Source organism: Croceitalea dokdonensis DOKDO 023 (assembly GCF_001306415.1).
Lineage (GTDB): Bacteria > Bacteroidota > Bacteroidia > Flavobacteriales > Flavobacteriaceae > Croceitalea > Croceitalea dokdonensis.
This window is the reverse complement of sequence record NZ_LDJX01000002.1, coordinates 433826-447221: the sequence shown is the minus strand read 5'-3', so window position 1 is coordinate 447221 and position 13396 is coordinate 433826. Positions and strand designations below refer to the sequence as shown.

9 protein-coding genes are annotated in these 13396 nt (G+C 42.7%); 4 read left to right on the top strand and 5 right to left on the bottom strand.

From position 1 onward, the window contains the following. Position 1: 1 nt before the first annotated feature. The gene (locus tag I595_RS05420; RefSeq protein ID WP_054558368.1) at positions 2 to 898 is read right to left on the bottom strand and encodes a metallophosphoesterase; all 897 of its coding nucleotides are present in this window, start codon (positions 896 to 898) and stop codon (positions 2 to 4) included. A 114-nt stretch (positions 899 to 1012) separates the two neighbouring features. On the opposite strand from I595_RS05420, the gene I595_RS05415 reads away from it, so the two are divergent. Then, entirely contained in the window at positions 1013 to 3385 is a 2373-nt protein-coding gene (locus I595_RS05415) for a hypothetical protein (RefSeq protein ID WP_054558367.1), read from the top strand. Here the strand turns inward: I595_RS05415 and I595_RS05410 are convergent. Then, complete coding sequence (locus tag I595_RS05410) at positions 3382 to 4587, bottom strand: Pycsar system effector family protein (protein ID WP_054558366.1); 1206 nt, start codon at positions 4585 to 4587, stop codon at positions 3382 to 3384. The two genes, I595_RS05415 and I595_RS05410, sit on opposite strands and share 4 nt — an antisense overlap. Before the next feature lie 33 nt (positions 4588 to 4620). On the opposite strand from I595_RS05410, the gene I595_RS05405 reads away from it, so the two are divergent. The 3 genes from I595_RS05405 (at position 4621) to I595_RS05395 (ending at position 10253) form a co-directional block, all read left to right on the top strand. Next, on the top strand, positions 4621 to 8346 hold the full coding sequence (locus tag I595_RS05405; RefSeq protein WP_316934159.1) for a metallophosphoesterase: 3726 nt from the start codon (positions 4621 to 4623) through the stop codon (positions 8344 to 8346). Positions 8347 to 8494: 148 nt separating this feature from the next. After that, the gene (locus tag I595_RS05400) at positions 8495 to 9376 is read left to right on the top strand and encodes an AraC family transcriptional regulator (protein WP_054558365.1); all 882 of its coding nucleotides are present in this window, start codon (positions 8495 to 8497) and stop codon (positions 9374 to 9376) included. Positions 9377 to 9530: 154 nt separating this feature from the next. Further along, a complete protein-coding gene (locus I595_RS05395) occupies positions 9531 to 10253 on the top strand; it encodes a pirin family protein (protein WP_083467500.1) in 723 nt (240 codons plus the stop codon). An 11-nt stretch (positions 10254 to 10264) separates the two neighbouring features. Here the strand turns inward: I595_RS05395 and I595_RS05390 are convergent, their stop codons facing one another. From I595_RS05390 to I595_RS05380, 3 genes are read right to left on the bottom strand one after another with little or no spacing between them, the layout of a single operon-like run. Then, complete coding sequence (locus I595_RS05390) at positions 10265 to 11131, bottom strand: hypothetical protein (protein ID WP_054558364.1); 867 nt, start codon at positions 11129 to 11131, stop codon at positions 10265 to 10267. Then, positions 11124 to 12032: a GyrI-like domain-containing protein gene (locus I595_RS05385; RefSeq protein WP_054558363.1), complete on the bottom strand. Its 909-nt coding sequence runs from the start codon at positions 12030 to 12032 to the stop codon at positions 11124 to 11126. Before I595_RS05385 ends, I595_RS05390 begins: the two co-directional genes overlap by 8 nt. Positions 12033 to 12035: 3 nt before the next feature. Beyond that, a complete protein-coding gene (locus tag I595_RS05380; RefSeq protein WP_054558362.1) occupies positions 12036 to 13394 on the bottom strand; it encodes a vanadium-dependent haloperoxidase in 1359 nt (452 codons plus the stop codon). Positions 13395 to 13396: the final 2 nt, after the last annotated feature.

Here is a 13396-nt window from a genome sequence, read left to right as displayed (position 1 = left end):
ACTAGCCAGAAATATAATCCCTTAAGTTTTCAGGCCCTTCCAGCAACACCCTAACGATCTGTAAGGTGCCATCAATCTTGGTGTCAATATGCCATTTGATGAGTGAAATATGACCATTTTCAATTTCTATGCCCGTAATACTTCTGGGGTGTACACAGCTCCCATCATTAAAAAAAGGTATCTGTCCGGGCTCTGGAAATCTGGGTCTGTGCGTATGCCCGGCTATGGTGATGCGCAGCTTGTTCCTAACGATCCAGCGTTTAATCCGTCTTTCAATCCGTATGAGTTCCTTATAATTCTTGGCCGGGCTTGTAGGGTCTGCAATGCCAACAACCTGCAGAGGCTTCCATAGGATGCGCACCAGAAAACGACCAACGCGCCAGAACTTATAGTTCCACCAATCGGCTTGGTGCCCATGGGTTAGAAAGAGTTCTTGATCGGTCTCTTTGTGTTTGAGCACTAGGGCTTCATGATATGCCAAGCCTTCAAAAAGTGCTTTGTCCTCTCCGTCTATGGGTTCAAAATAGCTAGAGAGATGCTTGTCCACATAGGCTTTATCTCGGTAGACCATGTCATGGTTGCCCCAGACCATATGCAAACGGTTGGTCAAATGAAACTTTCGCAACAGCTGAAACACATTTTTATGGGCCTCAAAGATGTACTCAAACTTCAGGTTTTCCCATAGCTCATCGCCATCGCCCAGTTCGCAATACTCAAAACCCATCCTAAAATAATGGTTCAGGGCATGAAAATAAATATTACGGTTATTGGCAAAATCATCCGCAAAGCTGTTGTCTCCCCGGTGGCAATCACTGAACAAAATGAATTTTGAGCTATCATCAAACGGAATGATTTTAGCATTTTGGTACGCGCGGTCCAGACGGGAAAACGATGACATGTGTTAAATTTAAATAAAGATGCTAAAAAAGCCAGTATTAGCCATAAGATTGGCTTAATAAAAGCCTTGGTCCCAATTTTGTAACTTTGTTTGGATGTTATCGACTAAAAAGGTATGCTAAACATAGAGCCGGGTGATTCCCCGTTAATTCAGAAAGTAAGCTTTAACAAGCTTTTAAGCCATTACGACCGGCAGCTGCAAAGTGGTGATGCCTTTTTGGCTGAGCGCGCCCGTTTTATTTTAGATACTGCGGCCCCATACCCAGAGTTGCGTGACGGTTTTGATGATCTTACGATCCTGGACAAACTAAAAGAGGTCATCAATATTATTTTGGCGGATGTTTTTGCACCAGTGCTGACCCAAAACGAAATTAAAGCTGCATCCATACCGTACGCCAACGTAATTTTTAACTCATCCACTAGGTTTCAGCGCATTTTAGAAGCTGCTGGTGATGGTTTTGAGCTAGAAATGCGCAACATGCCGGAGGATTTGTTTTACATTATGCAGAGTACCGTAATTCTAGGGTTTTATTACGGGTTTATGTTGGATTTTAAGCGCCCGTTATTTTACGATATCCCGGATGCCAAAGGAGTAATGCGCCACTACCGTATTTTGTACAACGCAGATTTTATAGAACTGATTCCAACGGAAAAAGCAAAAGAAATCACTCAGGCCGATGTGGACGAACTTTTGGAAAATTTTGACAATCTTGACCTCTGGAAGGAGAAGATTCCACCACAAAGTTTTGTATCCAAAGGCTTTGTGATATCAAATATGTTCGATGTCACCGCCGAACATTCCATATCGGAAATCAAGTCTACGTTGATTGGTAGCAATAAGCGCGGCAGCAAGGACTTTATGGATAACTTTCAGGATACGTTCCGCTCACTGTTCAATTTAAAAAATATTTCTGTTGGCTTCGCCGGCTATGACCCAAACACCAATCGTTTTTTAAAAATACATGGCAAGGGCATCAAAAGCTTTATTCTTAATGATACGGAGAACGCATCTTGTGATGCTATGCTCTGCGATCATTCTTACCATAAGTTATTGGAAGAAAGCCACTATATCGCCATCTCCAACGTGCCAAAATATTTTGAAAAATCAGAAGGAGGCCAACCTTATAAAAATTTGCATGAACAGGGGATAAAAAGCGCCATCTTAGCCCCAATTGCCGATGAGGGGAATCTGCTGGGCGTTTTAGAACTGGTATCCAGTGAAATCAATGAACTTAATAGCATCAACGCCAATAAACTGGTAGATGTAATGCCCTATATTGTTTCTGCGGTACTCAGGTCCATTGAGGAAGAACAGAATTTAATAGATGCCATTATCCAGAATGAATGTACCACGGTACATTCATCTGTCTATTGGAAGTTTCAAGAAGAGGCCAAGCATTTTATGACGCTGGAATTAGCAGGCAAAAAGCCTTCTTTTAATGAAATTGTGTTTAAGGACGTTTATCCGTTATATGGCCAAGTAGACATTAAAGACTCTTCCAAACAGCGGAATATTGCCATACAGCGAGATTTAATGATTCAGCTTTCCGAAATCAGCCAAGTTTTGAACGCGGCCAACCAAGGACTTAAACTTCCCGTTTACGAAGAGTTGATCTTTAGGGTCAATAACCATTTAGAAGAGATTAAGGATACCTTGTACACCAATAGTGAACAAACCATTTTCGACTTTGTTCAAGAAGAAATCAATCCAGTGTTCCACCATTTAAAAAGGGAGGACAAAGGACTAAAGGAATTGATTGAAAAGTATCAGGCCAAAGTGGATAAAAGCACGGAGTCCTATTACGATCATCGCAAAAATTATGATGAAAGTGTCATGAACATCAATATGACATTGGCCGCGCTTTTGGATAAAAAGCAGGCCCATGCGCAAGAAATGTTCCCACATTACTTTGAGCGTTACAAAACTGATGGTATTGAGCATAATATGTACATAGGGAGCGCCATTGCCCATGACCGGGAGTTTAATCAACTATATCTCAACAACCTGCGGTTATGGCAATTACAGGTGATGGTAGAGATGGAAAATGCCCATTACCATTTAAAGCCCAATTTATCCGTACCCTTGGATGTGGCCTCCTTGCTATTGGTCTATAGCACGCCCTTGGCCATCCGGTTTAGAATGGACGAAAAAAAGTTTGATGTTGACGGTACCTATAATGCCCGCTATGAAGTGATCAAAAAACGGATCGATAAATCCTTTATCAAGGGAACCAATGAACGGTTGACGCAAAAGGGGAAACTATCCATTGTCTACTCCCAAAAAAAGGATGAAAAAGAATACTTGCGTTTTGTCAAGTTTTTAAAATCCAAAGGCTACTTTACCAATAAAATTGAAATAGTAGAGTTAGAGGGGCTCCAAGGGGTAACCGGTCTTAAGGCCATCCGGGCAGAGATACTCTACAAGACCGATGAAGAGTCAAAAAAGACCTACACTTATGATGATTTAATGGAAGAGTTAAAGGCTTAGCCCACTTGGTTAAGCTTGGCCTTGGCCACTTCTTCTAGGTGAAAAGATATTCCAAAGGCAAGAACAGAAATGATGATGCCGATGATAAAAATGGTGTACGTCCATCGTAAGATGTTGTATTTCCTGTTTAAGACCAATCCCAAAAAATAAAGGTCCTTGGTCAATGAGGAATAGATATAATCCTTGTCTTTTACCAATTCTTGAATGGCCCATTCATACTCTTTTAAACTCATTTGATGAAAGTTGCCAAAAAATAACAGGTTCACTTTTTGTTGGGCAACATCTGCCTTGGTAAACTTTCCGCTGGTCACGTTTGGCCTGGTGGCAAGCACGGCCAAAATCATGGATATCACACTAAAGATCACAAAAATAGCCGTAGGGTAAATGAGGTATGAATTAGAGGGGTTATCTAATTTTGGCAATAGATTGGACAATGCCACGGAGATGATAATGGCATTGACAGATAAAAGAATGTTAGCCTTGGTGTCTGCAATATCGCTCAGCGTAATGTGGTTTTTTAGGGTTACCCTAAACAAGGTCTGTATACCCCGATCTGGACTTTCACTTTTATATTTTGCCTTTAAAGCCTCCTTCTTGGCAATATCTTTTTCAACCTTCTTCTCTTTTAGCAGTTTTTTAAGGTTTTTTTCTTTGGCATCGGTCCAATTGGCCAAGGCATGATCGGTATAATATTGATGCTCATTCCTGAACATTTTGATATTGGTGTCCCGCCATTCTTTTGGCGTATAATTGGCAATGCCCAGAAGGGCCAGTTCCTCCCTAAGATATTCACTGGTTTCCCAATAGCTGTTTTGGGCAAAGTGGGAGGCATCGGCATCACGGATAATTTTTTCGGGCAGCGTTTTGGGCTCATGGTACCTTTTGGTCGCCATGATGAGGTCATTTACGGCCTTGACCCCATCCTCATTATAGCCTTCGTTCGCAAGAAATTCCCTCGCTATGGCGCAACTCTGCGCTTCATGGTCATTAACGCCTTTGGTGTACCCTGTATCGTGGAGCCATGCTGCCAGTAGTATTCTTTCTTTTTCGGTGTCCCCCACTGTGGAATGCGAAAGCAGTTCTTGGGTACTTTTTACAACACGTTGGGTATGCCTTAGATTATGGTATAAAAAATTGGGATCCAGTTCTTTTTTCAATAATCCGGAAACAAAATCTTTAGCTTTTTGAACAATGTCTGGCATAGTTGTATATTGATGCATCCCAAAATACAAATTTTGAACGGAAGCCTAACCGCAATGATACGATTTTACATCCCTGTTCTGTTGATGACATTCCTGGTGGGCTGTGCCACCTATCAACCTAAATATGCAGAGCCTTTTAATGCCAAAACCATTGAAATTGACGCCAAAGTTTCCCATACTTTTTATTTGATAGGTGATGCAGGTAAATCACCCATGGGCGATTTGAATCCTGCTTTAAAAGCTTTTAAGGCCCGTTTAACAAAAGCGGATGAAAACAGTACGGCAATCTTTTTAGGGGACAATATTTATCCCGCAGGACTGCCCGATAAAAAAGACTCCACCAAGGCCTATCTGGCCGCTAAAAACCATTTGGATGCCCAATTAAAAACCTTGGGCGATTTTAAGGGGAAACCAGTTTTTATTCCCGGTAACCACGATTGGTACAATAATGGGCTTGTTGGCTTAAAAAGACAGGAAAAATATATTGAAGACGCCTTGGACAGCAAAGAGGTTTTTTTCCCGGAAGATGGCTGTCCTATTGAGACCATTGAGATTAGTGATGATATTATCGTGGTCGCTTTGGACACGGAATGGTATATGGTTAATTGGGACAGGCACCCTACCATAAATGATGATTGTGAAATAAAAGACAGGCACAAGTTCTTTGAGGAGTTGGAGGGCATCATCAAAAAAAATGCATCCAAGACCATCCTTTTGGCCTTGCACCACCCCATGTTCACCTACGGCCCCCATGGTGGTCAGTTTTCGGCAAAACAGCATCTGTATCCGTCTAGCGCTAAAATCCCATTGCCCGGATTGGCATCATTAGCCAATCTGTTAAGAAAAACTTCTGGAGCAACCTTTGAAGACCAGTCCAATAAAATGTACAATGAGCTTAAGCAGCGCCTGGTTACCTTGGCACAATATGCTGATAAGGTCATCTTTGCGTCTGGCCATGAGCATACCCTGCAGTACATTGTTGAAGAGAACATACCGCAGATTGTCAGTGGGGCAGGGGCAAAAAAAGGGGTAACGAGATTATTGAACGGCAGTCAGTTTTCATCTGGTCAAATGGGTTATGCCGTACTCACGGTTTATAAAGATGGTGGGTCAAAAGTGGATTTTTTCAGTGTAGAGGATAAAGAGCGGTTAACCTATAGCACAGCGGTTTTTCTTCCGGATAAGGATGCTGTAGAGTTTCCGGACAAGCAGGATTTTCCCTCCTTTGTTTCGGCATCTATTTATACGGATGATGAGGTGGCAAAAACGGGATTCTTTAAAAAAGTTTGGGGCCAGCGCTATAGAAAATACTATGCAACAAAGGTAAAAGCCCCCACAGTGGATTTAGACACCCTCTTTGGCGGTCTGCAACCGTTGAGAAAGGGAGGGGGGCACCAGTCAAAATCCCTAAGGTTGGTCCACCAAGATGGGCGTCAGTTTGTGATGCGGGCCCTGAAGAAGAGTGCGGAACTTTACTTACAGGCATTGGTATTTAAAAACGAGTACATTATTGGAGAGTTGGAGGGTACCTTGCCAGAAACTATTTTAAAGGATTTTTATACGGGTGCGCACCCCTATGCCCCTTTTGTCACCGGAACGCTTTCTGATGCCGTAGGGGTTTTCCATACCAACCCTAAGTTATACTACATTCCAAAGCAATCTGCCCTTGGCACTTTTAATGATGTGTTTGGGGATGAGCTTTATATGATTGAGGAGCATGTTTCTGACGGTCATGATATGGCCGGTTTTGGGTACACCAAAAAAATTGAGAGTACGGATGATCTTATGAAGAAGCTGCGGAAGGATGAGGAATACCAGGTTGATGCGGAGGCTTACGTAAAAGCACGACTTTTTGATATGCTCATTGGAGATTGGGACCGTCATGTTGATCAATGGCGTTGGGCACAGTTTAAAGAAAATGGAAAGAAGGTATTTAGGCCTATCCCCAGAGATCGGGACCAGACGTTTTCCATCATGGGCGATGGGGCATTGATGGGCCTCACCACCAGAACCATTGCAGGCCTAAAACTTTTTGAGGGGTTTAACGATGAAATCAGAAATGTTAGGGGTTTTAATTCCTCTCCCATGACCTATGCGCTAGACTTGGCCCTCCTGTCCCAAACCAAAAAGGCGCAGTGGATTGCCCAGGCCCAATATATCCAAGATAATTTAACCGAAACTGCCATTGACAAAGCCTTATTGGAATTTCCAAAAGAGGTACGTGATCAAACGGTAACCGATATTAAACGTAAGCTATTGGCCAGAAAAGCCAATTTGGTCCAAACGGCGAAAACCTATTACGATATCATCAATACCTATGGCATCATTACGGGAACGGACAAGGATGACCATTTTGTGATTTCTGGGGACGATAAGGGTAATGTACAGGTAAAAGCATATAGAATAAAAGAGGGTAAAAAGAAAGACCTCTTTTTTGATAAAACCTTTGATGCCGGGGTAACCAAGGAGATTTGGGTCTATGGGTTGGACGATGATGATGTCTTTGAGGCCACTCCCTTAAAAGGTGGGATTAAGGTTCGTTTAATCGGGGGGCAAAATAATGATGTATACAAAATTGATAAGAAGGCCGCATCCGTCCATGTCTATGATTTTAAGACCAAGAAAAATACCTATGATGAAGCCTTCGGTGGCCGAATTCACAAAACCAATGATTATGATACCAACACGTATCAATTTCTAAAAGTAAAAGCCAGTACCAATCAGCTATTGCCATCCATTGGGGTTAACCCGGACGACGGCTTGCGAATAGGTTTCAGTAATACCTATACCTTTAACGGTTTTAGACAAAATCCATTTACCCAGCAGCACACGGTCAACGCGGCCTACTATTTTGCCACCAACGGATTTGATTTGGGTTATAAGGGGGAGTTTGCGCATGTTTTTGAAGGGGTAAACCTAGAACTTTCTGCAAAACTGACCAGTCCCAACTTTGCCATTAACTTTTTTGGCTTTGGCAATGATACAGCAAATACGGACGACCAAAACCCCTTGGCGCTAGATTTTAACCGGGTAAGGATAGAGACCATTGCATTTGCGCCTTCCTTGGTTTGGCGCGGACATTTAGGCTCAGAGGTCCGCTTGGGGGCGAGTTATGAAAATTATGACGTAGAAGAAACCGCCGATCGTTTTATTGAGGGCTTCTTTACCCGTCAGGCCAGGGATACCCAGCAAGATTTTTTTGGAGTACATGCTTCTTATCAGTACAGTAACACGGATAATGCCGCTTACCCTACCATGGGGATGGCCTTTCGTCTGGAAGCGGGCTACCGCACCAATTTAAGGGAGACGGACCGTTCTTTCGCATTTTTGGTTCCCAGCCTTTCCATTGACCATCGTTTAACAGCCAATGGTAGATTGGTACTGGCCACCAAGTTAAAGGGACACATGAATTTTGGTGATGGTTTTGAATTTTATCAGGCGGCCAGTTTAGGCGCAAACAATGGGCTAAGAGGTTTTAGATTTCAAAGGTTTACCGGTAAATCGGCCTTCTTTCAAAATACCGATTTACGCTGGAGTTTTCGTAAGCAAAAAACAGGGATTTTACCAGTGACACCCGGTGTTTTTACTGGTTTTGACTACGGCCGGGTGTGGTTGCCCAACGAAGATTCCAACACTTGGCACAATTCCTATGGTGGTGGCTTCTTTGTCAGTGGAGCGGACCTCATTTCTGCAAATATTGGCTTGTTCCAAAGTGCAGATGGACTTCGGTTTAATTTTGGGGTAGGATTTGGGTTTTGATGCCCATACTCTGGTAGGAGCTGTTCTAGCATTTTTAAACGCATCGGGCCTTAACATTTGTGGCCTTATTGCTGAAACCCGGATAATGAGTTAAATGACAGTTTGTACTACTATGAACCACGATACATTCGTCTAGCAAAACATACTTATGGTTAAAACGTATCACACTGTAAATTCAGAAAGGGAAAACCACCACTTTGTCATAGCCAAAATGGAGGCTATTTATGGAGAACGGCAGGGTAAACCAGATGAGCCGCACAGACATGATTATTTTACTGTTCTGGTGATACAAAAGGCAGCAGGGCTCCATAAAATAGATTTTAATACCTACGAACTGTCTGGACGCCAAGTGTATTTTGTGGCTCCAGGACAGGTGCACCAACTTATGGAAACCCAACCTTCTGTGGGATATGTGATGACGTTTTCCCATCAGTTTTTGGTTCAAAGTGCAATTCCACTATCATTTATAGACAGCCTAAATCTCTTTCAGAATTATGGGCAAAGTCCGCCATTAATCCCAACTGCTGCGGAGTTTCTTGCCATTTCCAATTTTGCTTACAAGATGTTTGAACTATCTTCTAGTGGGGCCGCTATGAAGTTCTTGTCCGTTGGGGCCTATCTAAAATTACTGCTTATAGAGTGCAATAATATTTGTGATATGAATCCTGTTGAACCAGGTGGTGATGTGTCAGGATATCATTTGATTAGGGCCTTTAAAACATCTGTTGACGATAATTTTAGAGCGGAACATTCCACCAAGTTTTATGCAGATGCACTCCATATTACGCCAGATCACTTAAATAGAACGGTAAAGTCTAAAATGGGTAAAACCGCAAAGGAGTACATTCAGGCGCGTATTGTCACAGAGGCAAAAAGGCTACTTTTTTTTACAGCGCAATCCACCAAGGAAATTGCCTATGAACTGGGTTTTAAGGAGCCCGCCAACTTTAGTGCCTTCTTTAAAAAACACACCCAACTACCGCCTACTGCATTTAAAAAAAGTGAAGCAAAGGCAATTAAATTAAGGTGACATCGGATTTTTATAAGCTTTCCCCATTTTTTTACATTCCAAAAACGATTAAGCTGCCGCACCTTTGTGTCCTAATTACTTGGTAAGGGCAGCTAAAACTTGCCATTATCCTTTTAGAGGTAAGGTAAACCTGTTAATAATTAAAATAAGAATTATGAATACCGTATTACATAAAGCTAACACAAGAGGAGATGCCAATCATGGTTGGTTACATTCCAAGCACACTTTTAGTTTTGCAAATTACCATGACCCAGAACGAATGAACTTTGGGGTCCTTAGGGTTTTAAATGACGATACCGTATCTGCAAATAGGGGTTTTGGAACGCATCCCCATAAGGATATGGAAATTATTTCCATTCCCTTGGAAGGAGATTTAAAACATATGGATAACATGGGTAATTCCACCATCATTAAATCGGGTGATATTCAGGTAATGAGTGCCGGTACGGGCATCATGCACTCAGAATACAACCATAATCCGGACAGGCCTGTGAAATTTCTACAGATTTGGGTAATACCCAATAAAAGGGATGTAGCACCCAGGTATGACCAGATTACTTTGGACGTTGCCGATCGGCATAATAAGTTGCAACAGGTAGTATCCCCAAATGCAGATGATGCTGGTGTATGGGTGCATCAGAACGCTTGGTTTCATATGACCAATTTAGATGAAGGGAAAGAGGTGGTATATAAGGTAAAAGACCCGGTAAACAATGGGGTATACGCCTTTGTGATAAAAGGAGCTGCGACAATCAATGGTGAAGCCCTCAAACAGCGGGACGGGCTAGGAATATGGAATGTTGATACTCTGGATATCAAGGGAGATAGCGATACGGAACTACTATTAATGGAGGTACCCATGACATTGTCCGCGTAATGCAAGCCAACCTAGGGGTTGTTGAGGTGATACTTATAGAGGTTCCGCCCCTTGGTTTTGGACTGCTCGTCCGCGATAAGTACCGTACGGTCATCCTTAAAACAAATGGACTCAATTTGGGTTTCGTGTTTTAGGTATGTTGTTTTAAAGGTGGACTTGGAAATGGAATCTAAGTTAAAATTTGTGGTGGTATAGAGATAACCATATCCGATGAGGGCAAGGGTGTTTCCGTCTGGGGATATGGCGGCTCCGGTTACGGAACAATGGTTTTGTTTGTTGCAAAGGTAGATATCACTTATGAATGTTGCCTCATAGTTTCCTTTTTCATCAGGGACACGATAGACTTTAGTGCGGCCTTGATATGGCCTTGAACGGTCTTTGGTGAAAATGTAAAGATGGTTGTTCCAATGCACAAATCCTTCCGCATCAAAGAATTGTTCTTCTTTTTTGGGTGGGAATTTGGTTTGTTGGGGATAGCGAAAGTAAATCTTTTCTGCCTCTATTTTAGCTCCAGGTTCCACTTCTGGGTTGGGTACTTTGTAAATGACCAAATCTTTCCTGTCATTATCGTTGTTGCCAAAATCGCCTATGTACACATTACCTCTTTGGTCCTTGGTCAAATCTTCCCAATCATTGTTCTTGGCATTTTTTACCTTTAGTTTTTTAATGGGCCTGCCGTTGGTCCCTACTTTATAGAGGTAGTCTTTGTTGCCATTATCTTCAATGACCCAAACACTATTGGGTTGTAGTTGGACCATCCCAGAAACTTCACTCAGCTGGTTTGGAAAGGTGTTTATGTGTTCTAAAATCCCATAATATGGTTGCTGTGCACAGGCCTGCAATAGGATAAGGAATGCAAATGGCCACCACCTAGTCATGCAATTCTTCTTTCAATGGAAGGTAGATTTCTGCTTTCCAGCTAATTTCATTCCCGCCGGTATTTGGGTTGTTATAGAAAATTTCCACTGGTTTGGGTTCAACTGCTATTCCTTGGCGTTTGGCATAGTCCATAAGCGCGTACCAAGCCCTGTCAGAGGTAATGTAATTGCCGTTGTATATGGCTTTTAAGGCCTTTTTGCCAAAGATGCGCTTGTATTGAATATCCGTGTTCATGGGTAAGCGATCAGAGCGGATAATGGGGTAGCAGAAGTTGTACTCCAGGCTATCCTTTTCTTGGTTCCATTGTGTGACCTCAATCATTGGTGGGCCATCAAAATCGGCTTGGTTTTGCAACAGGGTCTGGCTAATGTAGGAGGAATTTTTCATCATACCGCCCGCTTTTTGAAATTGGGTGGCCTTTATGGGAATATAGGCCACATATTTTGTGGGAATGTTTTCTTCCCCTACGATGGTTACCTTAAACTTATCAATATGCTCCTTGAGGTTTTCCATAAAGTCAAGCACGGTTCTTCTGGAACGTTTCTCAAAATCAGTATCCGAAAATGGTACTGTAAGTTTGTTCATAAAGCTGTGGTCAACATCCTTTATATTAACAACTACCCTAGAGGTAGAATCGGTTAACGGCTTTATCTTCCATTGATACCCGTGTACGGAATCTCCAAACGTAACTTGCTGGGATAGCCTGTACAATGAACCGTTTTGTCTTATGCTGTGTACGGTGTCCAAGGTTTGGTCCCAAAGCTTTAAACTTTGATTGATGGTGCCGGGAAAGGTGTTGGCCTCAAATCTAATGGTGTAGTCATATGATTTAATGAAAAAGTACCATATCAAGCCTATGGCAAGAAGTCCTATGAATCCACTCCCAATTTTTTTTAACATCGGCTAGTCGTTTTTTACAAGATCCTTGTTTGCTTTGGTTTTTAGGTTGGCCACCACAAAGGCACCAAGGTCTCGCCCTTGCTTTACGCCCACCTCTACGGCGGCCCTGTAATGGATACCTCCATACATTCTGCTGATTGCTGCCTCGTCCGCTGCCTTGTTAAAGGATTCAAAAGACCGAACAGGAAGGCCGTAAGGTACCTCGGTATCGTCGTCAAAGGCAAAATTATCACCAAAAATACTGGTAAGCGCCGTTGCCGCAGCGCCGGATACAACACTATGCCCGCTGGTATATTCTGGAAAAGGAGGTGTTTGTAGAACCGGTTGCCAGCTATCATCTATATGTTGGTTGATGAGGGTCTCTGGCCTAATGAGGTTGCTACGATATTTTTCGTCCCAACAACTAATAAATGCATCTGCTATGGCAATGGAGGTTTTGGTATAGGCGTGTACCGTTTCCATAACGTTGGCATTGGTTTTTTGTGCGGCAATCTTTGTGATGCCTATCCAATGGGCACCGGGAGTGATTTTTTTTGTGGCGAACATCAAATGGCCGCGGGTTACGGATACATAAGGATTACAGTCCCAAAACTTGGCGATGGCCACCTCTTCCGAATCGTCTCCTTTGGCCGTGATTTCGTTACTGATATCATAGACCTCTTTCAATTCTTTATAAAACTCCGATTCTGGCTCCATGGAAAATTCTGGGGGTGGAGTTGGTTTAAATTGATTGGAAGAATCTATCACAAAGGGTCTGATCTTGCTCCAGTGGGGCTCAATACCGCTCATGTACGCCGGCGGGGTGGGTTGCCAGCGAGAAGGATCATCGGAATCTATGGAAAACTTGGGCATGGTCCTGGTCTGTTTGTAATTGTCCTTGTTCATCCAGGAAGAAATATGTTGGGCAACAGAAAGGCCATAGGTCTTGGAGGCATCAAACTCTTTTTGGTTTTGCTTTTTCCAAATGGTGTACAGACTGTCCCGGTAAGCTTCTATGCGGTCTTCCGAAAATATCAGCTGTTTGCTTAAATCCATGTGGGCGATCAGCGCGGCCAATTCATAATTCACCGGTTCGTTTTCTGGAATCCTTGGGATTGGTGACAAACCTGTAAGACTATTAGAAATAGATTGGTACTCCACTGAATTTTGCGCCAAAATTTCGTAGGCTGCAATATTAGGATACGCGTAAATGCGACTGGCCACCGGAGGAGAAAAAATATCATGGATCATGATTTCGGTCACCCTATCAACAGAACGGTGAAAATCATCAGGATGTATGACTATGGGGGTTGTTTGTTTGGAACAACTAATAAAGCATGCCGTGGCTGTAAACAGCACTAAAAACCGTGATGTTAATTTCATTG

Bases quoted from the DNA above. Each gene is read 5' to 3' on its own strand.
- I595_RS05420 (WP_054558368.1), bottom strand. From the start codon at position 898: ATGTCATCGTTTTCCCGTCTGGACCGCGCGTACCAAAATGCTAAAATC.
- I595_RS05415 (WP_054558367.1), top strand. From the start codon at position 1,013: ATGCTAAACATAGAGCCGGGTGATTCCCCGTTAATTCAGAAAGTAAGC.
- I595_RS05410 (WP_054558366.1), bottom strand. From the start codon at position 4,587: ATGCCAGACATTGTTCAAAAAGCTAAAGATTTTGTTTCCGGATTATTG.
- I595_RS05400 (WP_054558365.1), top strand. From the start codon at position 8,495: ATGGTTAAAACGTATCACACTGTAAATTCAGAAAGGGAAAACCACCAC.
- I595_RS05395 (WP_083467500.1), top strand. From the start codon at position 9,531: ATGAATACCGTATTACATAAAGCTAACACAAGAGGAGATGCCAATCAT.
- I595_RS05390 (WP_054558364.1), bottom strand. From the start codon at position 11,131: ATGACTAGGTGGTGGCCATTTGCATTCCTTATCCTATTGCAGGCCTGT.
- I595_RS05385 (WP_054558363.1), bottom strand. From the start codon at position 12,032: ATGTTAAAAAAAATTGGGAGTGGATTCATAGGACTTCTTGCCATAGGC.
- I595_RS05380 (WP_054558362.1), bottom strand. From the start codon at position 13,394: ATGAAATTAACATCACGGTTTTTAGTGCTGTTTACAGCCACGGCATGC.